Origin of the sequence: Streptomyces inusitatus (genome assembly GCF_014651115.1) — a bacterium.
GTDB lineage: Bacteria > Actinomycetota > Actinomycetes > Streptomycetales > Streptomycetaceae > Streptomyces > Streptomyces amakusaensis.
Genome location: NZ_BMWG01000005.1, coordinates 245,166 through 268,702 on the forward strand (window position 1 = coordinate 245,166; position 23,537 = coordinate 268,702).

At 73.9% G+C, this 23,537-nt stretch carries 18 protein-coding genes; 13 read left to right on the forward strand and 5 right to left on the reverse strand.

Annotation, left to right across the window (positions count from 1 at the left end):
- Window positions 1-118: 118 nt before the first annotated feature.
- From IE247_RS12300 to IE247_RS12320, 5 genes are all read left to right on the forward strand, one after another.
- Entirely contained in the window at window positions 119-595 is a 477-nt protein-coding gene (locus tag IE247_RS12300) for a hypothetical protein (RefSeq protein ID WP_190123061.1), read from the forward strand.
- An 88-nt stretch (window positions 596-683) separates the two neighbouring features.
- The gene (locus tag IE247_RS12305) at window positions 684-1,310 is read left to right on the forward strand and encodes a class F sortase (RefSeq protein ID WP_373305547.1); all 627 of its coding nucleotides are present in this window, start codon (window positions 684-686) and stop codon (window positions 1,308-1,310) included.
- 57 nt (window positions 1,311-1,367) lie between these two features.
- The gene (locus tag IE247_RS12310; RefSeq protein ID WP_190123062.1) at window positions 1,368-1,583 is read left to right on the forward strand and encodes a hypothetical protein; all 216 of its coding nucleotides are present in this window, start codon (window positions 1,368-1,370) and stop codon (window positions 1,581-1,583) included.
- A 177-nt stretch (window positions 1,584-1,760) separates the two neighbouring features.
- The gene (gene nagB / locus IE247_RS12315; RefSeq protein WP_190123063.1) at window positions 1,761-2,543 is read left to right on the forward strand and encodes a glucosamine-6-phosphate deaminase; all 783 of its coding nucleotides are present in this window, start codon (window positions 1,761-1,763) and stop codon (window positions 2,541-2,543) included.
- Between the two features lie 269 nt (window positions 2,544-2,812).
- Window positions 2,813-4,099 carry a globin domain-containing protein gene (locus IE247_RS12320; protein ID WP_190123064.1) on the forward strand — a complete coding sequence of 429 codons (1,287 nt, stop codon included), beginning with the start codon at window positions 2,813-2,815 and terminating at the stop codon, window positions 4,097-4,099.
- Between the two features lie 12 nt (window positions 4,100-4,111).
- On the opposite strand, the gene IE247_RS12325 is transcribed toward IE247_RS12320, so the two are convergent.
- The 3 genes from IE247_RS12325 to IE247_RS12335 all read right to left on the reverse strand — a co-directional run bounded on the left by IE247_RS12325 (window position 4,112) and on the right by IE247_RS12335 (window position 6,920).
- The gene (locus IE247_RS12325; protein ID WP_190123065.1) at window positions 4,112-5,521 is read right to left on the reverse strand and encodes an NADP-dependent succinic semialdehyde dehydrogenase; all 1,410 of its coding nucleotides are present in this window, start codon (window positions 5,519-5,521) and stop codon (window positions 4,112-4,114) included.
- 39 nt (window positions 5,522-5,560) lie between these two features.
- On the reverse strand, window positions 5,561-5,932 hold the full coding sequence (locus IE247_RS12330; RefSeq protein ID WP_190123066.1) for a hypothetical protein: 372 nt from the start codon (window positions 5,930-5,932) through the stop codon (window positions 5,561-5,563).
- 196 nt (window positions 5,933-6,128) lie between these two features.
- Window positions 6,129-6,920 (reverse strand): carbon-nitrogen hydrolase family protein, encoded by a 792-nt coding sequence (locus IE247_RS12335; protein WP_190123067.1) that lies wholly within the window; start codon window positions 6,918-6,920, stop codon window positions 6,129-6,131.
- A gap of 299 nt (window positions 6,921-7,219) precedes the next feature.
- On the opposite strand from IE247_RS12335, the gene mutA reads away from it, so the two are divergent.
- Genes mutA through meaB form a run of 3 tightly spaced genes read left to right on the forward strand, consistent with a single transcriptional unit; the run spans window position 7,220 to window position 12,301 of the window.
- Window positions 7,220-9,094, forward strand: coding sequence for a methylmalonyl-CoA mutase small subunit (mutA, locus tag IE247_RS12340; protein ID WP_190123068.1), 1,875 nt, complete (start codon window positions 7,220-7,222; stop codon window positions 9,092-9,094).
- Window positions 9,094-11,292 carry a methylmalonyl-CoA mutase gene (gene scpA / locus IE247_RS12345; RefSeq protein WP_190123069.1) on the forward strand — a complete coding sequence of 733 codons (2,199 nt, stop codon included), beginning with the start codon at window positions 9,094-9,096 and terminating at the stop codon, window positions 11,290-11,292. Before mutA ends, scpA begins: the two co-directional genes overlap by 1 nt.
- Before the next feature lie 13 nt (window positions 11,293-11,305).
- Complete coding sequence (meaB, locus tag IE247_RS12350; RefSeq protein WP_190123070.1) at window positions 11,306-12,301, forward strand: methylmalonyl Co-A mutase-associated GTPase MeaB; 996 nt, start codon at window positions 11,306-11,308, stop codon at window positions 12,299-12,301.
- A 52-nt stretch (window positions 12,302-12,353) separates the two neighbouring features.
- On the opposite strand, the gene IE247_RS12355 is transcribed toward meaB, so the two are convergent.
- The gene (locus IE247_RS12355; RefSeq protein WP_190123071.1) at window positions 12,354-13,223 is read right to left on the reverse strand and encodes a class I SAM-dependent methyltransferase; all 870 of its coding nucleotides are present in this window, start codon (window positions 13,221-13,223) and stop codon (window positions 12,354-12,356) included.
- A 391-nt stretch (window positions 13,224-13,614) separates the two neighbouring features.
- On the opposite strand from IE247_RS12355, the gene IE247_RS12360 reads away from it, so the two are divergent.
- From IE247_RS12360 to IE247_RS12380, 5 genes are all read left to right on the forward strand, one after another.
- The gene (locus tag IE247_RS12360; protein ID WP_190123072.1) at window positions 13,615-14,955 is read left to right on the forward strand and encodes a 6-phospho-beta-glucosidase; all 1,341 of its coding nucleotides are present in this window, start codon (window positions 13,615-13,617) and stop codon (window positions 14,953-14,955) included.
- Window positions 14,956-14,985: 30 nt separating this feature from the next.
- Window positions 14,986-18,042 carry an alpha-mannosidase gene (locus IE247_RS12365; protein ID WP_190123073.1) on the forward strand — a complete coding sequence of 1,019 codons (3,057 nt, stop codon included), beginning with the start codon at window positions 14,986-14,988 and terminating at the stop codon, window positions 18,040-18,042.
- Window positions 18,043-18,185: 143 nt separating this feature from the next.
- Window positions 18,186-20,567: an FHA domain-containing protein gene (locus IE247_RS12370; protein WP_190123074.1), complete on the forward strand. Its 2,382-nt coding sequence runs from the start codon at window positions 18,186-18,188 to the stop codon at window positions 20,565-20,567.
- A gap of 14 nt (window positions 20,568-20,581) precedes the next feature.
- Window positions 20,582-21,241, forward strand: coding sequence for a hypothetical protein (locus tag IE247_RS12375; protein WP_190123075.1), 660 nt, complete (start codon window positions 20,582-20,584; stop codon window positions 21,239-21,241).
- A complete protein-coding gene (locus tag IE247_RS12380; RefSeq protein WP_190123076.1) occupies window positions 21,241-22,263 on the forward strand; it encodes a serine/threonine-protein kinase in 1,023 nt (340 codons plus the stop codon). The genes IE247_RS12375 and IE247_RS12380 overlap by 1 nt, the downstream gene beginning before the upstream one ends.
- Here the strand turns inward: IE247_RS12380 and IE247_RS12385 are convergent.
- Window positions 22,238-23,536 carry a streptophobe family protein gene (locus IE247_RS12385; RefSeq protein WP_190123077.1) on the reverse strand — a complete coding sequence of 433 codons (1,299 nt, stop codon included), beginning with the start codon at window positions 23,534-23,536 and terminating at the stop codon, window positions 22,238-22,240. The two genes, IE247_RS12380 and IE247_RS12385, sit on opposite strands and share 26 nt — an antisense overlap.
- Window position 23,537 lies beyond the last annotated feature (1 nt).

A 23,537-nucleotide genomic window follows, 5' to 3' on the forward strand; every position in this document is an offset into this window, starting at 1 on the left:
CGGCATGAACACGCGGGGGCGGCGGGGCGACCGTTCGGCCCTCCAAGAGTGGCAGGGGCGCGGCGGCGCTCCTAGCGTCGGTCTCCTGTGATGTCCACCCAGCATCGGAGGCCTGCCCATGTGTGCCGTGCGTGCCGGACGTGTCGTGTCCCTCACCCTGGCCGGCGTCGCCGCGCTCGCCCTCGGCGCACCGGCCGCGCTCGCCGACGAGGAGGTGCCGGGCGGTGCCGCCCCCTCCGTGGCCGGGGAGGAGGTGCCGGGCGGTGCCGCGCCCCTGGGCGGCGACGAGGAGGAGGTGTCGCGGTTGGACACGCCCTTCGGCGCACCGGACGGCGGCGGGCCTGACGGCGGCGGCCCGGGCGGCGGCGGTCACGAAGACGGCGGGCAGCAGTCGGGTACCGGGCCGCACACCCCGGCGGACCCGGCGGAGCGGATCGGCCCGGAGAAGCCGGGCGGCGGGGTGCGGGCGGGTACCGGAGGGAGTCCGGCCGGGCCGGACGCGGGGACGCTCGCCGCCGGGTCCGCGCTGGTCGCGGGCGCGGTCGGCGGGGGCGCTCTGCTGGCGTACCGCCGCCGCTCCGGAGCCCGTGGCTGACCCGGTACGGACCCGGGTGCGGCACCCGGTCCCGTACCCCGCCAGGCCCGCCCACCATCCGGCGGCCCGGCACAGCCCCTGGTTCGCCCTGCTGTCCGTGCTGCTGTTCGGGGTCTTCCTGCTGCGCGCCGGTACGGCGGGGAGCGCGGCCGGGCCGCCGCCCGCGCCCCGCGCCGAGGCGGCGGTCCCGCACCGGGCCGCCGCGACCGCCGCAGCGACCGCCACGGCCGCCGGGCGCCCGGCCGTGCCGGACCCGCTCCCCCGCTCCCGGCCGCTGCGGATCGCCATCCCCTCGCTGCGGGTGGACGCCCCGCTGGTCGGGGTCGGTCTCGGCGCGGACCGCCGGATCGCGGCCCCGCCGGCGGCGGACGGCGGGTCGGCGGGCTGGTACGCGGGGGCGGCGGCGCCCGGGGAGCGGGGCACGGCCGTCGTGGTGGGCCATGTGGACAACGCGGCCGGGCCCGCCGTGTTCTATCCGCTGGGCTCGCTGGAGCGGGGCGGCCGGATCGAGGTCCTGCGCGAGGACGGCAGAACCGCCGTCTTCACGGTCTACGGCAATGAGGCGCACCCGCTGGCGTCCTTCCCCGCCGAGCGGGTCTACCGGGACGGCCCCCGGCCCGAGCTGCGGCTGATCACCTGCGGCGGCCGGTACACCGAGAGGACCGGCTACGACGGCAATGTGGTGGTCTTCGCCCGGCTGACGGAGGTGCGCTGAGCCCCGGCCCCCTCGGCCCCGGACTCCCCGGGCCCGGGCGGCTGGCAGACTGGGGGTATGTCCGCTCCTCGCCGTCTGTGCCCGGTCTGCCGTCGTGAAATCGCCGTTGTCGCGGGCCGGTTCGCCCGCCATGATCCTGCGGGTTCCCGGGTGGCGGCGGAGTTGGTCTCCTGTCCCGGCTCGCGGCGGCAGGCTCCGTACGACTCCGCCCTCCAGCCCTCGCTCGACGGCTCCGTGGTGCCCGTCTTCCCCGGTCAGCTGCCCCTGTTCTGAGGTGTTCGGGGCGCGTGCGCGGGGTGCGGCGGGACGGCCGGTCCCCCGGCGGGTCCCCGGCCGGTCCCCGGTCCGGCGGTCCATCCCCTGGCGGGTACGCGACAGATGCCCCACCCACCCGGTAGATTGGTCTACACCATTGCGCATACCGAGACGCACACAGAGACAGGGATCTTCGTGGAAGTTGTCATCGTTCCGGACGCCGCCGCAGGCGGCGAGCTCATCGCCGAGGCCATGGCCGACCTGCTGCGCCGCAAGCCCGACGCCCTGCTGGGGGTGGCGACCGGGTCGACGCCGCTCCCGATCTACGAAGCCCTCGCGGCCAAGGTGCGCGCCGCCGAGGTGGACCCGTCCCGGGCCCGGATATGCCAGCTCGACGAGTATGTGGGGCTCCCGGCGGGACACCCCGAGTCCTACCGCTCGGTGGTGCTGCGCGAGGTCGTCGACCCGCTCGGGCTGACCGAGGAGTCCTTCATGGGCCCCGACGGCTCCGCCGAGGACGTCGCCGCCGCCTGTACCGCCTACGACCGCGCCCTCGGCGAGGCCGGCGGCGTCGATCTCCAGTTGCTCGGCATCGGGACCGACGGGCACATCGGCTTCAACGAGCCGTGCTCCTCGCTCGCCTCGCGCACCCGGATCAAGACGCTCACCGAGCGGACCCGCACCGACAACGCGCGGTTCTTCGACAGCCTCGACGAGGTCCCGCACCACGTGATCACCCAGGGCATCGGCACCATCCTGGAGGCCCGCCACCTGGTGCTGCTGGCCACCGGGGAGGCCAAGGCCGACGCCGTGGCGCTCGCCGTCGAGGGCCCCCTCTCGGCCCTGGTGCCCGCGTCGGCGCTCCAGCTCCACCCGCACGCCACGGTCGTCGTCGACGAGGCCGCCGCGTCCCGGCTGAAGCTGGCCGACTACTTCCGCGCCACCTTCGCCGCCAAGCCGGACTGGCAGGGCATCTAGGCCATTCAGGCCGTGTCCTCTTGAGGACGTCCGGGCTCTCTCGTCCGATCGGGTCCCCGCCGCACGGCGGGGACCTCGCGGAACCTTCGCACCACGGCGGCGGGCCGGTCGGCCGCCACTCGCGCACCGGCCCGTGTATCAATTTCGCGTCCGCCGGAACAATTCCGCGCCCAACGGCTCGTTTTCGCCGTTGAGTTGATACGGTGCGCTCGCTCGGCACTTGTCGCACGTCGAACTGACGCGCAACCGTGCAGCCCCGGGGGATCTTCATGGACGACGACAGCGCCCGCGACCTTCTTGTGGTCAGGGAGAGCCTGGAACGTGTCAGACGGCGGGCCGGTCACGCGGTCCGCTACTTCTACGCCCATTTGTTTAGTCACCATCCTCATCTGCGGGCGCTGTTCCCCGCCGTGATGGCCGACCAGTACGAGAGGCTCTTCGCCGCCCTGGTCCACGCGGTGGACCATCTCGGCCATCCCGGGCTGCCCGCCCATCTGGAGCGGCTCGGCCGGGACCACCGCAGATTCGGGGTGGTGGACGAGGACTACGCGGCCGTCGGCGACAGCCTGCTCGCCGCGATCCGCCGGCACTCGGCCTTCACCTGGGACGAGCCGACGGAAACGGCCTGGCGCCGGGTGTACACGGGCGTGGCAGAGGCCATGAAGGAGGGGGCGCACCGCTCCGAGGCCTCGGGGGAGCCCGCGTTCTGGGAGGCCACCGTCGTCTCGCACCGGCTGCACGGCGATCACACGGCCGTGGTCCGCGCCGCCGTGCGCACCCCGTATCCATGGCGTCCCGGGCAGTACGCCACCGTCGAGCACACCGGGCTGCCCGGGGTGTGGCGTCCCTACTCCCTGGCGGGCGGCTCCTCGGGGGCGGGCGACCGGGAGCGGATTCTTGAGTTCCATATCGGCCGGGTGCAGAACGGGCTGCTGAGCACGGTCTTCTGCGACCACACCGAGCCCGGCCAGCTGCTCCGGCTGGGCGCGGCCTCGGGCGCGGCGCTCGCCCCGCCGCCCGGCACCCCCGCCGTCACCCTGATCGCCGCCGGCACGGGCTGGGCCCCGGTCAAGCCGGTGCTGGACGAGTTACTCGCCCGCAGACCCGCTCCCCGGGTCAGGATCGACGCCGTGGCCAGGGGGGAGTCGCACTTCTACGACGGCGCCTCGCTCGACGGGCTGCTGCGCGACCATCCCTATCTCAGCGCCTACTGGTGGTACCAGGAGTACGGCGAGGGCCGGATGAGGGCGGCGGAGCGGCTGCACACCCATCTGCGGGCGCGCCGCGACTGGGCGGGCGAGAGCGTCTATCTCTGCGGGCCGGTGAAGTTCGTCCAGGAGACGGCCGATCTGCTGTACGAGAGCGGATTGCCGCACTCCTCTCTGATCCGCGATCCGCAGCCGTACTCACAGCGCCAGCGCGGCCATGTCTCGCACGCGGAGGCGTTCCTCGACCCCGTGCCGGTGAACTGGATCGATCCCCAGGCGCGTACCGAGCCGCTCCGGGCACCGCTGCCCGCGACGCTCCAGGCCCCGGTGGCGGCGCCCGGCGGCTGACCCGGGGGCCGTTCACGGCTCCCGCCCGCCGGCCGGTCCGTACCAGAGCGTGGTCACCTCGCAGAACTCGCGGATGCCGTGCGCCGAGAGCTCCCTGCCGTAGCCGGAGCGCTTGACGCCGCCGAACGGGAGGGCCGGGTGGGAGGCCGTCATCCCGTTGAAGAAGACGCCGCCCGCCTCGATGTCGCGGGCGAAGCGCTCCTGCTCGCCCTCGTCCCGGGTCCAGGCGCTGGAGCTGAGCCCGAACGGGGTGTCGTTGGCGAGGGCGACCGCCTCGTCGGCGTCGGCGACCCGGTAGACGGCGGCGACCGGGCCGAAGGTCTCCTCGCGGTGGATGCGCATGGTGTCGCGGATCCCGGTGAGCACGGTGGGCTCGTAGAACCAGCCCCGGCCCCGGCCCGGCGGTCGGCGGCCCCCGGTGAGCGCGGTCGCGCCCCGGCGTACGGCGTCGTCCACGAGTGCTTCGAGGTCCTCGCGGCCCTGCTCGGTGGCGAGCGGGCCGATCTGGGTGGCCTCGTTCAGCGGATCGCCGACGGTCAGCGCGCGCATGCCCTCGGTGAAGCGCTCGCAGAACGCGTCGTGGACGTCGGTGTGGACGATGAAGCGCTTGGCGGCGATGCAGGACTGGCCGTTGTTCTGCGCCCGCGCGGTGACGGCGGTGTCGGCGGCCCTTCGGACGTCGGCCGACGGCATCACGAGATAGGGGTCGCTGCCGCCCAGCTCCAGCACGGTCTTCTTCACCTCGTCGCCCGCGACGGCGGCGACCGCGCGGCCGGCGCCTTCGCTGCCGGTGAGGGTCGCGGCGGCCACCCGGCGGTCCCGGAGGATCGCCTCCACCGCGCCCGAGCCCACCAGCAGGCTCTGGAAGCAGCCTTCGGGCCAGCCCGCGCGCCGGAAGAGTTCCTCCAGGTAGAGGGCGGTCTGCGGCACATTGGACGCGTGTTTGAGCAGGGCGGTGTTCCCCGCCATCAGGGCGGGGGCGGCGAAGCGGACGACCTGCCAGAGCGGGAAGTTCCAGGGCATGACGGCGAGCACCACGCCGACCGGGCGGTAGCGGACGACGATCCGGGCGGCCCCGGAGTCCTCGGTGTCGGCGGCGGACGGGTGCTCGTCGGCGAGCAGGGCGGGGGCGTGGGCGGCGTACCAGCGCATCGCCCTGGCGCATTTGGCGGCCTCGGCCCGGGCGGCGGTGATCGGCTTGCCCATCTCGGTGGTCATGGTGCGGGCGATGGAGTGGCGGTCCTCGTCGAGCAGATCGGCGGCGTGTTCGAGCAGCCGGGCGCGGTGGGCGAAGCCGGTGGCGCGGTGCTCGTCGAAGGCGCGCCGGGCGAGGGCGACGCGCCGGTCGGTCTCCTCGGCGGTCAGCGGCTCGAAGGTTCTGCGGGTCTCCCCGGTGGTGGGGTCGACGGTGGCGATGGGCATCGCGCTCTCCTCTCCTCCGCGCTCGCCCGGAAGACGTGTCTAGAGCCTGCTCTCCAGTCTCAGCTGGACGTCCTTCTCCTGGTCGCCCGCCGCCATGCCCTCGTCATGGACGACGAAGGCGGCGGCGAGGGTCTCGCGCATCCGGTCGACGGCCCAGTAGCCGCCCTGGACCTCGGCCTCCACGGGGGAGCCGAGCCGCTTGGGGCCGGGCGCGGGCCGGGCGGCGGTGACGTCGAAGGTGGCGGTCCACACGGTCGTACGTCCCTCGGAGACGTACTGCGGGACGTCGTCGGCCGCGCGATCGGACGCGTAGGACTCACCCAGGAGGTGGAACACCGTGTCGGCGTCCTCCCTGGTGCAGCCCGCGATCGTCACCACGACCGGCGAGACGGGCTGTTCGCTGCTGTTCACCGTTGTTCCTCGCTCTCCTGGACCGTTGTCCCGCGAGCCGTCCGCGCACGGGGCGGGCGTCGTCTCCCGGGCTCCAGGCTCACCCGTCGTCGCGCCGCCCGCCACTCGTCGACCGTTTCGATGGCGGGGCCGACGGGCGGCGGACGGCGGGCCCGGGGCGGACGGTCCGGCGGGCGGTCCGGTGGGCGGGCGGGCGTCAGAGCCTGCGGTTGGCCAGCACCGGTACCAAGGCGCGTACGGCGGCGACCTCCGCCACGTCCACATCGGCGATGAGCAGCCCGGGAGCGGCCTCCAGCCGGGCGCGTACGGTGCCGTCCGGCCCCACGAGGGCGCTGTGGCCGATTCCGGCGGGGGTCTTCGGCGGCGCGGGGCGGCCGGACGCGACCGGGTCGGCCTGGTCGACGGCGGCGACCCAGAGGGTGGCGTCGAGCGCCCGGGCGCGGACGAGCAGCTCCCACTGGTCGCGCTTGCCGGGGCCGTCGCCCCAGGAGGCGGGGAGCAGGGTGAGGACGGCTCCGGCGTCGGCGTGCGCCCGGAACAGCTCGGGGAAGCGGACGTCGTAGCAGGTGGCGAGGCCGGTACGGACTCCGGCCACCTCGATGGTGACCACTTCGGAGCCGGCCGCGACGGTGGCGGACTCGGTGAAGCCGAAGGCGTCGTACAGATGGATCTTGTCGTAGGAGGCCTCGACGCCGGGGCCGGTGGCCAGCAGGGTGTTGGTCACCCTGCCCTCCCCGGCGGGGGTGAACATCCCGGCGACCACGACGAGTCCGGCGTCCTGGGCGATCCGGCGCACCTCGGTGGCCCAGGGGCCGTCCAGCGGTTCGGCGAGGGGGGCGAGCGGGGTGCCGAAGCAGGCCATGGTCGCCTCGGGGAAGACAACGGCGTCCGCGCCGGAGTCCGCCGCGCGGCGGGCCTGTTCCCGTACGGTGGCAAGGTTGTGCGCGGGGTCGGGGCCGGTCGTGATCTGGCTCAGTGCGATACGCATGGCGGTCCTTGGGGTGAGACGGTCGTCGAGGGCGCGCGTCGAAGGCGGAGTGCCCCATCTTCCCCGTGCCGCCGCTTCCGCGCACGGGTGTTCCCTTTCATCGCTTCATGTCGCCCGGTGTCGCTCAATGTGGCTTCCTGCGCGCTTTCATGGCCGCGAACAGGACAACGGAGGGAGGGAGTCCGGTTTCTCCCGGGATGTAGTGCATCAGGGATGCCGAATCAAGGCCGACTCGGCGTATACAAGATCACAGAGCATTGGCCGCTGCCTCACCGCGTGATTGTCCTAGCATCCGAACCATGACGGTCATCCCAGACGACGGGTTCCCCCTGGCCGCCGAGTTCCCGGACGCCTCACAGGAGCAGTGGCGGCGGCTGGTGGCCGGCGTGCTGCGCAAGACCGGCAAGGACGTCTCCGACACGGCGCCGGAGGAGATGCTCTCCACAGTGGTGGAGGACGGCCTCCGCACCCGCCCCCTCTACACGGCGGACGACAGCACGGCCCCCGAGGGGTTCCCGGGCTTCGCCCCCTTCCTCCGGGGCGGTACGCCGGAGGGCGGCGCGGTCTCCGGCTGGGACGTCCGCCAGCGGCACGAGCGGCCGGACCCCCGCCGCACCAATGAGGCCGTGCTCGCGGACCTGGAGCACGGCGTGACCTCGCTCTGGCTCTCCGTCGGCCCGTCCGGAATCCCCCTCTCCGGTCTCGCCGCCGCGCTGGAGGGCGTCTATCTGGACCTCGCCCCCGTGGTGCTCGACGCCGGGGACGGATTCGAGGCCGCCGCCGAGGAGTTCCTGCGGCTGCTGGACGAGCGGGGCGTCGAGAGCCCCGGCGGGAACCTCGGCGCGGACCCGCTGGGCCACGCGGCCAGGACCGGGTCCTACGAGGAGGTCGCGGAGCTGACGGCGGCGGCCGCCCGGCTCGCCCTGCGCTGCCACGACACCCGCCCCGGGCTGCGGGCGCTGACCGCCGACGCGCTCCCGTACCACGAGGCCGGGGCCTCGGCCGCGCAGGAGGTGGGCTGCTCGCTGGCGACCGGCGTCGCCCTGCTGCGCGCCCTCACCGACGCGGGTCTCTCCGCCGAGGCCGCCCTCGGCCAGCTGGAGTTCCGCTACGCGGCCACCGCCGACCAGTTTCTGACGATCGCCAAGCTGCGGGCCGCCCGCCGGGTCTGGGCCAGGGTCGCCGAGGCCTGCGGGGCGCGGGACGCGGGGGCCCAGCGCCAGCACGCGGTGACCTCGCCGGTGATGATGACCCGGCGCGATCCCTGGGTGAACATGCTCCGCACCACGGTGGCCTCGCTCGCCGCCGGAGTGGGCGGGGCGGACTCCGTGACCGTGCTCCCCTTCGACCACGCCATCGGACTGCCGGACGACTTCGCCCGCAGGATCGCCCGCAACACCTCCACAATCCTGCTGGAGGAGTCGCACGTGGGCCGCGTCATCGACCCGGCCGGCGGCTCCTGGTACGTGGAGCGGCTCACCGACGAACTGGCGCACAGCGCCTGGGAGTGGTTCCAGGAGATCGAGGGCGCGGGCGGCCAGCTCGCCGCGCTCCGCTCCGGCCTGGTCTCCGAGCGGATCGGGACGGCCTGGACCGAGCGCCTGGCGAAGATCGCCAAACGCCGTGAACCGATCACCGGGGTCAGCGAGTTCCCACTGCTCTCCCAGCCCCCGGTGGAGCGCGATCCCGCACCCGCCCCGCCCTCCGGCGGACTGCCCAGGGTCCGCCGCGACGAGGCCTTCGAGGCGCTGCGCACCCGCTCGGACGCGCATCTGGACACCACCGGCTCCCGGCCGAGGATCTTCATCGCCGCGATCGGCCCGGCCTCCGCGCACACCGCGCGCACCACCTTCACGGCCAACCTCTTCCAGGCGGGCGGGATCGAACCCGTCCACGACCCCGTCTCGGTCGACGCGGCCTCCGCCGGTGAGGCGTTCCGGGCCAGCGGGGCGAGTGTGGCGTGCGTCTGCTCCAGCGACGCGCTCTACGCCGAGCAGGCGGCTCCGGTGGCGAAGGCGCTGAAGGAGGCAGGGGCGGTGCGGGTGTATCTCGCGGGTCGCCCCGGCGAGCTGCGGGAAACCTATGTACGGGCCGGAGTCGACGAGTTCGTCGCCGTCGGCGGCGACGCGGTCGCCGTCCTCTCCCGCGCCCTCGACCGGATCGGAGTGGCGTGATGGGTATTCCGGACTTCACGGGCATCGCGCTGGGCCCCGCGGCGGGCACCGGCTCGGTGGACCAGTGGCGTGCCGCGGTCAAGGAGTCCACCGGCCGCCGGGACGCCGATCTGATCTGGGACACCCCCGAGGGCATCCCGGTGAAGCCGCTCTACAGCGGCCAGGACACCGCGGGCCTCGACTTCCTCGGCGGCTACCCGGGCATCGCGCCGTATCTGCGCGGCCCGTACCCGACGATGTATGTGAACCAGCCGTGGACGATCCGGCAGTACGCCGGGTTCTCCACCGCCGAGGAGTCCAACGCCTTCTACCGGCGCAATCTGGCCGCCGGGCAGAAGGGCCTGTCGGTCGCCTTCGACCTGCCGACCCACCGGGGGTACGACAGCGACCACCCCCGGGTGACCGGCGACGTCGGCATGGCGGGCGTCGCCATCGACTCGATCTACGACATGCGGCAGCTGTTCGACGGGATCCCGCTGGACCGCATGAGCGTGTCGATGACGATGAACGGCGCGGTGCTGCCCGTTCTGGCGCTGTACATCGTGGCCGCCGAGGAGCAGGGGGTGCCGCCGGAGAAGCTGGCGGGGACCATCCAGAACGACATCCTCAAAGAGTTCATGGTCCGCAACACCTATATCTATCCGCCGACCCCGTCGATGCGGATCATCTCGGACATCTTCGCGTACACCTCGCAGCGGATGCCGCGCTACAACTCCATCTCGATCTCCGGCTATCACATCCAGGAGGCCGGAGCGACAGCCGATCTGGAACTGGCGTACACCCTCGCCGACGGCATGGAGTATCTGCGCGCGGGGCTGGGAGCCGGGCTGGACGTGGACGCGTTCGCGCCCCGGCTGTCGTTCTTCTGGGCGATCGGCATGAACTTCTTCATGGAGATCGCCAAGCTGCGGGCGGCCCGGCTGCTGTGGGCGAAGCTGGTGCGCACCTTCGATCCCAAGAACCCCAAGTCGCTGTCGCTGCGCACCCACTCGCAGACCTCGGGCTGGTCGCTGACGGCGCAGGACGTCTTCAACAATGTGACCCGCACCTGTGTGGAGGCGATGGCGGCGACCCAGGGGCACACCCAGTCGCTGCACACCAACGCGCTCGACGAGGCGCTGGCGCTGCCGACGGACTTCTCGGCGCGCATCGCCCGCAACACCCAGCTGCTGCTCCAGCAGGAGTCGGGGACCTGCCGGGTGACCGACCCCTGGGGCGGCAGCGCCTATGTGGAGCGCCTCACCCACGATCTGGCCCGGCGGACCTGGCAGCACATCGAGGAGGTCGAGGCGGCCGGGGGCATGGCCAAGGCCATCGACGCGGGCATCCCCAAACTGCGGGTGGAGGAGGCGGCGGCGCGCACCCAGGCGCGGATCGACTCCGGACGGCAGCCGGTGATCGGGGTCAACAAGTACCGCGTCGAGACCGACGAGCAGATCGATGTGCTGAAGGTCGACAACTCCTCGGTGCGCACCCAGCAGATCGCCAAGCTGCGCCGGCTGCGGGAGGAGCGGAACGAGGACGTCTGCCAGGACTCGCTGCGGGCGCTGACCGAGGCGGCCGCGCGCGGCTCCGGCCCGGGTCTTGAGGGCAATCTGCTGGCGCTCGCGGTGGACGCGGCGCGGGCGATGGCGACCGTGGGAGAGATATCAGACGCCCTGGAGAAGGTGTACGGGCGGCACGCCGGCCAGATCCGTACCATCTCCGGTGTGTACCGGACCGAGGCAGGAGAGTCCCCTTCCGTGGAGCGCACCCGGACGCTGGTCCAGCGGTTCGAGAAGGCCGAGGGCCGCCGTCCGCGCATCCTGGTGGCCAAGATGGGCCAGGACGGGCACGACCGCGGCCAGAAGGTGATCGCCACGGCCTTCGCGGACCTCGGCTTCGACGTCGACGTCGGCCCGCTGTTCCAGACCCCGGGCGAGGTGGCCCGTCAGGCGGTGGAGGCGGACGTCCATGTCGTCGGGGTCTCCTCGCTGGCCGCCGGGCATCTGACGCTGGTGCCCGCGCTGCGGGAGGAGCTGGCGGCGGAGGGCCGCGAGGACATCATGATCGTGGTGGGCGGGGTGATCCCGCCGCAGGACGTGCAGACCCTCCGGGACGAGGGCGCCGCCGCCGTGTTCCCGCCGGGCACGGTGATCCCGGACGCCGCGTACGAGCTGGTGCGCACCCTGGCCGACTCGCTCGGCCACGAGCTGTGAGACAGGGCCACCGATGCCACAGACGATCGATGTAGACAGCTATGTCCAGGGTGTCCGGGCCGGTTCCCGGGCCTACATCGCGCGGGCGATCACCCTGTTGGAGTCCACCAGGGCCGATCACCGCGCGCTGGCGCAGCGGCTGCTGACCGAGCTGCTGCCGTACGCGGGCGCGGCCCGGCGGGTGGGCATCAGCGGGGTGCCCGGGGTGGGCAAGTCCACCTTCATCGACGCGCTGGGCACCATGCTCACCTCGCTCGGCCACCGGGTGGCGGTCCTGGCGGTGGATCCCTCCTCCAGCCGGACAGGGGGTTCGATCCTCGGCGACAAGACCCGGATGGAGCGGCTGGCGGTCGACCCTTCGGCGTTCGTCCGGCCCTCTCCGACCTCGGGGACGCTCGGCGGGGTGGCGAAGGCGACCCGCGAGACCATCGTGGTGGTGGAGGCGGCGGGCTACGACGTGGTGCTGGTGGAGACCGTCGGGGTGGGGCAGTCGGAGACGACCGTCGCCCAGATGGTCGACTCCTTCCTGCTGCTCACGCTCGCGCGCACCGGGGATCAGCTCCAGGGCATCAAGAAGGGCGTCCTGGAGCTGGCCGATGTGATCACGGTGAACAAGGCGGACGGCCCGCACGAGCGCGACGCCCGCTCGGCGGCCCGCGAGCTGGCGGGCGCGCTGCGGCTGATGCATCCGGCGGACGCGGCGTGGACCCCTCCGGTGCTGTCGTGCAGCGCCCGTGAGTCCAGCGGTCTGGACACCGTCTGGGAGCGGCTGGAGCAGCACCGGACGCTGCTGGAGTCGACCGGCCGGCTGGCGGCCAAGCGGCGGGACCAGCAGATCGACTGGACCTGGTCGATGGTCCACGACGAGCTGCTCGACCGGCTGCACGGCCACCCCGGGGTGCGGGAGCTGGCCCCCGCCCTGGAGCGGCTGGTGCGCGACGGCGAGCTGACGGCCACGCTGGCGGCGGAGCGCATCCTGGAGGCGTTCCAGGGGCCGGGCGGGGTGTGAGCCCGGCGCGGCCGGGAACGCGGGCCGGGAGTACGGGCCGGGAGCGCGCGCCCTACCCGAGGCGGTAGAGGTTGAAGCGGCAGGCCTGGATCTGACGGCGCATCACGGTCGCCATGGCGCGCAGCATTCCGCGCTGGGCCATCGGCAGCCGGGCGCTGACGGCGGCGGGCAGCCGGGCGAAGGTGCAGGACTGGGCGAGGGCGATGGAGTCGTGCCAGCCCTCCGGTTCGGCCGGGTCCTCGCAGCGCCAGCGCGGCCGGGCGGCGGGGCCGCCGAGGACCTCGTGGCCGTCGTGGCCGTCGTGGCCGTCGTGACTCTCGTGCCCGTCTCGCTCGTCGGTGCGCCCGGAGGCGGTCTCCAGGGCGAGATGCGCCCCCGGCAGCCGTTCGGCGGCCATCCGGAAGACGTCGCGGACCTGCTCCTTCGCGAGCTGGATCAGGGTGGACTCGCCGACCAGGAAATACGGCCCCGGGCTGGCGCGCACGGCGTCGACCCAGCCGGGGTCGGTCACGGACGCGGCGATGGCCCGGCGGCGGCCGGTGTCCTCGCCGAAGGCGTGCCCCAGCGTCGTCACCTCGGGCAGTCCGAGGTCGAACCAGTGGACCGTGCCGTTGTCGAGCCGCTCGAAGCGGGTGCTGGGGCCCGTGCCGAACTCGACGACGGTCCCGGCGGGGTGGCGGCCGAGGAAGTCCTCGATCCAGGTGTCGAAGAGCAGGGTCCGGGTGGTGGGGCCGATCGGGCCGCGCGCCCCGCCGAAGCGGACGGCGCCGTCCTCGTCCAGGGCGTCGGCCGCCTCCGCGGCTCGCGGGGCGCGGCGCGTTCCGTCGCGCTCGCGGAGGCTCACCGCGCCGGTGCGGAGCGGGGAGCGCCGCGCTTCGAGGGTGCCGCCGAGTCCCGGCGGTCGTCCGTCCCGATCTGCCATGGCTGCCTTCTCTGGGGTGTGGGGCCGTCGGCGGTGCGCCGATGGAGCGCCAGTGTAGGTTAGGCAAACCTAAGTCGATGTCGGGTGGTGGGTGTTTCGGCCGTGACCGGGGTGTGGGTAATCTGCCGGAGGCATGATCAAGTGGTCGGCGTACCGGCCCGGACCGCGCCGGTACGCCGGTACGCCGGTACGCCGAGGTGCCGGTAGGTCTCCCGGCCCCGGGCCGCCGCATCGGGCCGTTGGCGGGCGTTCGGGGTTCCGGCCGGACCGGCTCGGGAGCGCCGCGACGGCACGGCTCGGCCACACGGCTCGACCGCACGGCACGGCGGCCGGTGCCACACAGTGGCCGACGGCACGGCGGCCAGCCCGGAAGAGGAAGCTGAGGGGTGCGATGAGGCTCACGATTCTCGGCGGCGGCGGTTTCCGGCTACCGCTGGTGTACGCGGCGCTGCTCGGCGACCGCTCCGATGGCCGGATCACCCGGGTCGTCCTGCACGATGTCGACGCCGGCCGGCTGGCCGCCGTCGCCCGGGTCCTCGCCGACCAGGCGGCGGGGGTGGCCGACGCGCCCGAGGTGACCGTGACCACCGATCTGGACCTGGCGCTGCGCGGCGCGGACTTCGTCTTCTCGGCGATCCGGGTGGGCGGGCTCGCGGGCCGGGCGGCGGACGAGAGCGTCGCGCTGGCGGAAGGGGTGCTCGGCCAGGAGACGGTCGGCGCGGGCGGTATCGCGTACGGGCTGCGGACCGTCCCGGTGGCCGAGGACATCGCGCGCCGGACGGCCCGGATCGCGCCCGACGCGTGGGTCATCAACTTCACCAATCCGGCCGGCCTGGTCACCGAGGCGATGGCCCGCCATCTGGGCGAGCGGGTGATCGGGATCTGCGACTCCCCGGTGGGGCTCGGGCGGCGGGTGGCCCGGGTGCTCGGCGTCGACCCCGAGCGGGCCTGGTTCGACTACGCGGGCCTCAACCATCTGGGCTGGCTGCGCGGGGTCCGGGTGGCGGGCCGCGACGAACTCCCCCGGCTGCTGGCCGATCCGGGACTGCTGGAGTCCTTCGAGGAGGGCCGGCTCTTCGGTGCGGAGTGGCTGCGCTCGCTGGGCGCGATCCCCAACGAGTATCTGCACTACTACTACTTCAACCGGGAGACGGTGCGCGCCTACCGGGCGGCCGAGCGGACCCGGGGCGCGTTCCTCCACGATCAGCAGGCCCGCTTCTACGCCGAGATGGAGCGGCCCCAGACGCCTGCGCTGGCGACCTGGGACCGTACCCGGGCGGAGCGCGAGGCCACCTATATGGCGCACAACCGGGAGGCGGCCGGGGCGGGCGAGCGGGACGCGTCGGACCTGGAGTCCGGCGGCTACGAGCAGGTCGCCCTCGCCCTGATGCGGGCCATCGCGCACGACCGGCGCACCACGCTGATCCTCAATGTCCGCAACCGGGGCGCGCTGGCGGCGCTGGACGCGGAGGCGGTGGTCGAGGTGCCCTGTCTGGTGGACGCCAGCGGCGCGCACCCGGTCGCGGTGAGCCCGCTGCCCGACCACGCCACGGGGCTGGTGTGCGCGGTCAAGGCGGTGGAGCGAGAGGTGCTGGCGGCGGCGGCCTCCGGCTCGCGCGCCCGAGCGGTGGCGGCGTTCGCGCTGCATCCGCTGGTAGACTCGGTGGCGGTCGCGCGCCGGCTGGTGGAGGCGTACACCGCCGCCCATCCCGGGCTCTCGTACCTCCGGTAGGAGTGCTCCCCAGCGGGTAGACAGCTGGGTATGCACGATGAACGACGGCGCATCGAGGACCGTGTCGAGCGTGCGCTTGTCCAGCGCGTCCGGCCGGCCGTCCACTCCCGTTCGCTTCCGCTGACGCTGACGGCCTGGCAGGCCCCGGGCGAGCCGGTGCCCTTCGCCGAGGCCGTCGCGCGGCGCTTCGAGCCGTTCGCGGTGGGCGAGGCCTGGGGCCCGCCGTGGGGGACCACCTGGTTCCGGGCGCGGGGCGAGGTGCCCGCCGACTGGGCGGGGAGCCGGGTGGAGGCCGTCTTCGACCTCGGATTCACCGGCGCGGGGCCCGGTTTCCAGGCCGAGGCGCTGGTGCACACGGCCGGGGGCGTCCCGCTGAAGGCGGTCAATCCGCGAAACCGTCATGTCCCCGTCGCCCGGCCCGCCGTCGGCGGGGAGCGGGTCGATCTCCTGCTGGAGGCCGCCGCCAACCCCGACATCCTGGGCCGGGGCTTTCTGCCGACCCCGCTGGGCGACCCGGCCACGGCGGGCGGCGAGCCGCTGCACGTCTTCGCCGGCGCGGATCTGCGGGTGCTGGACGAGGAGGTGTGGGAGCTGGCCCACGACCTCGACGTACTGCGCGAGCTGGCGGCGGAGCTGGGCGAGCACGAGCCGCGCCGCCACGAGATCCTGCACACGCTCGACCGGGCGCTGGACGCCCTGGACCCGGACGACGTCTCCGGTTCGGCGGCGGAGGTACGGGCGGTGCTGAGGCCGTCGCTGGCGCGGCCCGCCCACGCGAGCGCGCACCGGCTGTCGGCGGTCGGCCACGCCCATATCGACAGCGCCTGGCTGTGGCCGGTCCGGGAGACCCGGCGGAAGGCCGCCCGTACCTTCGCCAACGCGACGGCGCTGGCCGAGGAGTACGAGGAGTTCGTCTTCGCCTGCTCGCAGGCGCAGCAGTACGACTGGGTCCGCGAGGGACAGCCCCTGGTGTGGGAGCGGATCGTGCGGGCGGTGGAGCGCGGCCAGTGGGCCCCGGTCGGCGGCATGTGGGTGGAGTCGGACGGCAATCTGCCCGGCGGGGAGGCGCTCGCCCGGCAGTTCACCCATGGGAAGCGGTTCTTCCTGGAGCACTTCGGCGTCGAGACCAAGGGGGTGTGGCTGCCCGACTCCTTCGGCTACAACGCCGCGTTCCCGCAGCTGGCGAGGTTGGCGGGGTTCGAGTGGTTCCTCTCCCAGAAGATGTCGTGGAACCAGACGAACCAGCTCCCCCACCACACCTTCTGGTGGGAGGGCATCGACGGGAGCCGGATCTTCACCCACTTCCCGCCGGTGGACACCTACAACGCCGAGTTCACCGGCCGGGAGATGGCGCACGCCGTCCGCAACTACCGGGAGAAGGGCGCGGGGACGCGCTCGCTGGTCCCCTTCGGCCACGGGGACGGCGGCGGCGGGCCGACGCGCGAGATGATGGAGCGGGCCCGGCGCCTCGCCGACCTGGAGGGCTCGGCCCGGGTCGAGGTCGGGCATCCGGACGCGTTCTTCGCCGCCGCCCGGGCGGAGTACCCGGACGCTCCGGTGTGGTCGGGCGAGTTCTACATGGAGGGCCATCGCGCCACGTACACCTCGCAGGCGCGCACCAAGCGGGGGAACCGGCGCAGTGAGCATCTGCTGCGGGAGGCGGAGCTGTGGGCGGCCACCGCCGCGCTGAACGTCCCGGGGTACGCGTATCCGTACGAGGCGCTGGACCGGCTGTGGAAGACGGTGCTGCTGCACCAGTTCCACGACATCCTGCCGGGGTCCTCGATCGCCTGGGTGCACCAGGAGGCGGAGGCCGAGTACGCCCGGGTCGCCGGGGAGCTGGAGGAGCTGATCGCGGCGGCGCTCGCCGCCGCCGGGCCCGGCGACCCCCGGGTCTTCAACGCCGGGCCGCGCGAGCGCGCCGAGGTGCTCGTCACCGGGGACGGGCCGGTGTTCACCCGCACGCCCGGCGGCGGCAGCGCCCCGCGGGCCGCGGAGGCGGCGGCGGCCCCCGCGCCGGTGCGGGTGGAGGTGAGCGGCCCGGTGCTCGACAACGGGCTGGTGCGGGTCGAGTTCGCGCCGGACGGCACGCTCTCCTCCGTACGCGATCTGACCGCCTGCCGGGAGGTGCTGGCGGGGCCGGGCAATCTGCTGCGGCTGCACACCGATCTGCCCAACCGCTGGGACGCCTGGGACATCGACCGGCACTACCGGGGGCGTTTCACCGATCTCCTGGACGCCGAGTCGGTGACGGTCGCCGCATCGGGGCCGCTGCTCGGCGCGGTCCGGGTCGAGCGGGTCTTCGGCGCGGGCTCGCGGATCGTCCAGACGGTCACCGTGCGGGCGGGCAGCCGGCGGATCGATGTGGAGACGGAGATCGACTGGCATGAGCGGGAGAAGATCCTCAAGGTCGCCCTCCCCCTCGACGTCCACGCCGAACGGGCCACGTCGGAGATCCAGTTCGGGCATGTGCACCGGCCCACCCACACCAACACCAGCTGGGACGCGGCCCGTTTTGAGGTGTACCACCACCGGTGGGCCCAGCTGGGCGAGCCGGGGTACGGGATCGCCGTCGTCAACGACGGCACCTACGGCCACGACGTGGTCCGCACCACCCGCGAGGACGGCGGCACCACGACCGTCTTCCGGCTCAGCCTGGTGCGCGCGCCGCGCGTCCCGGACCCCGGGGCCGACCAGGGCAGGCACCGTCTCGTCTACGCACTGCTGCCGGGAGCGACGGTCGAGAACGCGATCGCGGAGGGGTACGCGCTCAATCTGCCGCTGCGGACGGCCTTCGCCGAGGGCTTCGAGCCGGTGGTGAGCAGTGACGCCCCGGCGGTCACGGTGGAGTCGGTGAAGCTCGCGGACGACCGCTCGGGCGATGTGGTGGTGCGGCTGTACGAGTCGCTCGGCGGGCGGGCGGAGTCGACCCTGCGGACCGGGTTCCGGGCTTTGGGGGCGCGGGTCACCGATCTGCTGGAGCGCCCGGTGGCGGGCGGCGAGCGGGCCCTGTCGGAGGACGGGACGGCGCTGCGGGTGGCGCTGCGGCCGTTCCAGATCCTGACGCTGCGCTTCTCCCGGGCGTGAGCGGGCCGGGGGCCGCTCCCCCGGCTCTCCCCTCGGCTCCCCGGCTCCCCGGCTCCCCGGCTCCCCGGCTCCCCGGCTCCCCGGCTCCCCGACTCCCCGACTCCCCCCAGGCGAATATCGTGCCAAATAGCTAGAATTCAACTATGGCAGAGCGGTCCGCCGCTCCGACCGCACCCGAACTCGTCCTGGAGACCGAGGACGGTTCCACGGTGATGAGCCCGAGCCGGGACTACCGCGTCGGACGCGACCCCCAGAGCGACATCGTGCTGGACGACGCCCGGGTGTCCTGGCACCACGCGGTGCTGAGGCCCGAGCGGGACCACTGGACGATCGAGGACGAGGACAGCACCAACGGCACCTTCATGGACGGCAGACGCGTCCATGAGTGGGATGTCGCGGCCGGCAGCGTCATCCGCTTCGGCAGCGCCGCCGACGGCCCCCGCGCGGTCGTCGTCTCCCCCGCTCCGGCCCCTGCCCCCGCCCCCGCCTCGCCTTCGGCCCCGGCCCCGACCTCCGTCTCCGCGCCGTCGGCGACCGGGACCTTCCGGCGGCCCACCACGGTCCGCCCGCTGCCCGCCCGGACCGTACGCATCGGCCGCGGCGCTGACAACGATCTCGTCGTCGACGATCTGACCGTCTCCCGGCACCACGCGGAGCTGCGCGTACGCCCCGACGGACGGCACGAGATCGCCGACCTCGGCTCCCACAACGGCACCTTCCTCAACGGCGGCCCCGTCGCCCGCGCGCTCGTCTCCCCCGGCGACGTCGTCGGCATCGGCCACTCCGCCTTCCTTCTCGTCGGCGGCGAACTCCAGCAGTACGTGGACACCGGCGAGGTCTCGCTCGACGTCCAGGACCTGGCGGTCACCGTGGACCGGGGCCGCAAGACCCTGCTCGACGGAGTGTCGTTCCCCGTCGGGGAGAAGTGCCTGCTCGCCGTGGTCGGCCCGAGCGGAGCCGGAAAGTCCACCCTCCTCGGCGCGCTCACCGGGCTGCGCCCCGCCGACCGGGGCACCGTCCTCTACGACGGCCGCGACCTCTACCGCGACTACGCCGAGCTGCGGCAGCGCATCGGCCTGGTGCCGCAGGACGACATCCTGCACACCCAGCTGACCGTGCGCGCCGCGCTGGGGTACGCCGCCGAGCTGCGCTTCCCGCAGGACACCGCGCGCGAGGAGCGCCGGGGGCGCGTGGCGGAGGTGATGCGCGAGCTGGGTCTGACCGAGCGCGCGGACCAGCCCATCCACAAGCTCTCCGGCGGCCAGCGCAAGCGGGTGAGCGTCGCGCTGGAGCTGCTGACCAAGCCGTCGCTGCTCTTCCTGGACGAGCCGACCTCCGGTCTCGACCCGGGGATGGACCGCTCGGTGATGCACATGCTGCGCGGGCTCGCGGACGACGGCCGCACGGTCATCGTCGTCACCCACAGCGTGCTGAGCCTGGACGTCTGCGACCGGCTGCTGGTGCTGGCCCCGGGCGGCCGGATCGCCTACTACGGGCCGCCCGCCAACGCGCTGGCGTTCTTCGGCTTCGAGCAGTGGCCGGAGGCCTTCGAGGCGTTCGAGAACGACCGACAGCGGGACTGGGCAGGGCAGTGGGCCGCGTCCCCGCTCCGCGAGCGGTACGCCCCCTCGGCCCGGCCGCACCCCGGAGGGACCGGCGGCGGAAGGGGCGAAGGCACCCCCGCGGACACCCCCGCGCCACCGCCGAAGGCGCAGAGCTGGGGCTCCCAGCTGTGGACCCTGATCCGGCGGTACACGGCCGCGCTCGCGGCGGACCGCACCTTCCTCATCATCATGATCGCTCTGCCGTTCGTGATGGGCGCGATGGCCCGTGCCCTGGCGGGCGGCGCGCTCACCGCCGAGACCGCGATGAACGCGCTGCTCATCCTCTGCATCGGCGGGGTGCTCACCGGCGCGGCCAACGCGGTACGGGAACTGGTCAAGGAACGCGTGATCTACCAGCGGGAACGGGCCGTGGGGCTCTCCCGGTCGGCCTATCTGATGTCCAAGGTGGTGGTCCTGGGCACGATCACGGTGCTCCAGGCCGTGGTCCTCACCCTCGTCGGCCTCGGCGGCGTCGATCTCGGCGCGCCGGACGGCGCGGGGGTGCTGATGCCTCCGCTGCTGGAGATCACCCTCGCGGTGGCGCTGCTGTCGTTCACCGCGATGACGCTCGGGCTGCTGGTCTCCGCGCTGGTGCGCAAGGAGGAGGTCACCATGCCGCTGCTGGTCCTCCTCGCCATCGTCCAGGTGGTGTTCTGCGGTGCGCTGCTCTCCCTGAGCGGGCTGCCGGTGGCCGAGCAGCTGGCTTGGCTGGTGCCCTCGCGCTGGGCGCTGGGCGCGATGGCGGGCACCGTCGGACTGGCCGGGATCGTGCCCGGGAAACAGGCCGCCGACCCGCTGTTCGAGCACTCGGCGGGGGTGTGGCTGACCAATATGGGCGCGCTGGCCGGGCTCGCGGTGGTCTTCGGCCTGCTGGTGCTGTGGCTGCTGCGCCGCCATGAGCCCGCCGTGATGCGGAAGTAGCCCGGGAGACCGCCGTGGCCGCCGAGGGCTTCGAACCGACGCATGTCGTCCCGGGCAGCGGCCTCCCCGCGTGGGAGGCCCCGGACGTCTCCCGGCCGACCGAGCCGCTGGACCCTCTCCTGCCGGTGCGGCTGATCGACCGGTACGGCGACTGGTCCCGGATCCTGTGCGCGAACGGCTGGTCGGCCTGGGTCGACGGCCGGCTCCTGATCACCGTGGGCCGCGAGCCGCCCGCCCCCGGCCTCTCACCCGCCCGCACCGCCGATCCGCGCCCCCTGCTGACGCGCGTCGAGGAGACCGTCGCCCGCTACCGGCGGGCGGCGGACGAGCTGGCGGCGGGCCGCATCGACGCGGAGTCCTTCCGGGAGCGCACCCGGGGGCTGCGGGCCGGTGCGGTGGTGGAGGGCGATTCCGTGTGGCTGTACGACGCGGAGCACGAGCGCTGGGTGTACGCGGACGGCGCGGGCGCGACCGCCTTCGCGGTCTCCTCCGGCCCCTCCGGACCGGCCCCCGCCCCGGAGGAAGCACCCGGGGACGCGACCCGGGACGCGAGCCAGGTGCGGCCGGAGCCGACACGGGTGGTGGACCCGGCCCGGGAGACGGGACGGGAGACGGAGCGGGAGACGGAGCGGAAGACCGCGGACGGCGGTCCTGCCGGGCCCGGTGAACCCTGATGGCGGGGGCAGGACAGAACGGCGGGCTGCCCGCCGGGCGCGCCTCCGACCTGATCGGCAGCCGGATCGCGGGGTACCAGGTCGAGGCCGAGATCGGGCGGGGCGGCATGGCGGTGGTCTACCGCGCCCGGGATCTGCGGCTGGACCGCACCGTCGCGCTCAAGCTGCTCGCCCCCGAACTCGCCCGCAACGACACCTTCCGCAAGCGGTTCACCCATGAGTCCCGGGTGGCCGCCGCCATCGACCACCCCCATATCGTCCCGGTGTTCGAGGCCGGGGAGACCGAGGGGCTGCTCTACATCGCCATGCGCTATGTCGCCGGGCAGGATCTGCGGGCCCTCCTCAACCGCGAGGGACCGCTGCCCGTCACCACGGCCGGCCGGATCGCCGCGCAGGTCGCCTCCGCGCTGGACGCCGCGCACAGCCACGACCTGGTGCACCGGGACGTCAAACCGGGCAACATCCTGATCGCCGAGGGCACCGACAGCGACCACCCCGAGCATGTCTATCTCACCGACTTCGGGCTGACGAAGAAATCGCTGTCGCTGACCGGATTCACCACGGTCGGACAGTTCGTCGGCACCCTCGACTATGTGGCCCCCGAACAGATCTCCGGGCGGCCCGTGGACGCCCGGTGCGATGTGTACGGCTTCGCCTGTGTGGTGTACGAGACGCTGGCCGGGGCCCCGCCCTTCAAACGCGACGACGACATGGCCCTGCTGTGGGCCCATCAGTTCGACGCGCCCCCGCCGCTGACCCTGCTCCGCCCCGATCTGCCGGGGGCCGTCGACACGGTGGTGGCGAAGGCGCTCGCCAAGCGGCCGGACGACCGGTACGGCTCCTGCGGGGAGTTCGTCGCCGCACTGCGGTCCGCGGTGACGGCCCGGCCGCGCGAGGCGGCGGCGCATCCGGCGACCCGGGTCGACGTACCCGTGGCGGCTCCCGATCCGGGCCCGCCGCCGGAGTTGCCCGGCTGGGCGCGTCCGGCCGTAGGGATCACTCCCCGGGCCCCCGGTCCCTGAGCGGCGGTGTCCCGCCGCGCCGCCGGGCCGACCGGGCGAGCAGCCCGCCGAGGCAGCCGGTGGCCAGGCCCCAGAGCGCGGCGAGACCCAGCGCGGACCAGAGCCTCGGGCTCAGGGCGGCCTCGGCCGAGAGCCCGCCGCCGAGGTCGCCGATGCCGAAGAGGGAGAGCCCGTACCGCGCCTCGAAGCGGACGGCGAGACAGATCATCAGCACGGTGAGGACGAGCGCCGCCGCCATCCGGACGGCGTGCTGCCAGAGCCGGGTGCGGGCGGGTGAGCGGACGGCCATGAGGTAGGCCGCGCCGAGCAGCAGGACCGCCGCGGCGACCGGCAGCCACCGGACACGGCCGTCGTACTCGGCGAGGGTGCCCAGATTGACGACGCCTCCGTCGGGGGCCCGGAGCACCTGTTCCAGCAGCCGGGGCACGGGCAGCCCGAACGGGCCCTCGACCTTGCCGTCCCAGGTCGCGCCCATGCCGAGGGTGAGCGCGAGCCAGGTCAGATTGGGCAGCCCGAGGAGCATCACGGCGAGTGTCTCGGCCGGCTTGCCCCGGGTGGCCGCGACGACGATCCCGACGGCCGCGCCCACGCCCACACAGACCAGCAGCAGAACGACCATGGCGTGCGCGGCCGGACGCACCGGCTCCTGGTACCGCAGCAGGGCGCCGGGGAGCGGGGCGGCGCGCGACACCGCCAGGGTGATCAGCAGCAGAGCCGCCAGCCACAGCAGTCCGAGGACCACGGTGAGCGGCACATCGGCGCGGAAGCCGGCCCGGGGGGCGTCCACACCGAGCAGTTCCCCGATGTCGGAGACCGTGCCGCCGGGCCGGACGGCGAAGCTCTGCCGGGCGAAGAGGGCCAGGGCGAGCAGCGCGAGCGTCCACAGCAGGGCGATTCTGGCGGCCCTCGCGACCAGTTCGCGGGTGCCGACGACGGCCCGGTGGCGCAGCGGCCGCAGAAAGCCGGCGGCGAGGACGAGCGCTCCGGCGAGGGTCACCGAGAGCGGGAGCGCGGTGAGTTCGGCCCGGGCCGCGGCGATGCCCCCGGCGTCCCCCGAGACGTCGACGCTGCCGCCGACGGCCATCACGACGACCGCGGCGACCACGCGCGGGAAGGCGCTCCCGGGCAGGGCGGCCGCGCCCGCCGCCCACACTCCGAGCGCGGCGGTGACGATCAGGGCCGCCAGGGTGGCGGCCACCGTCGCCAGGGCCTGGGCCCAGCCGTTGGGGTGGTGCGCTGTCGGCCCGCGGTCCGGGGTTCCCTGCTGGCTCACG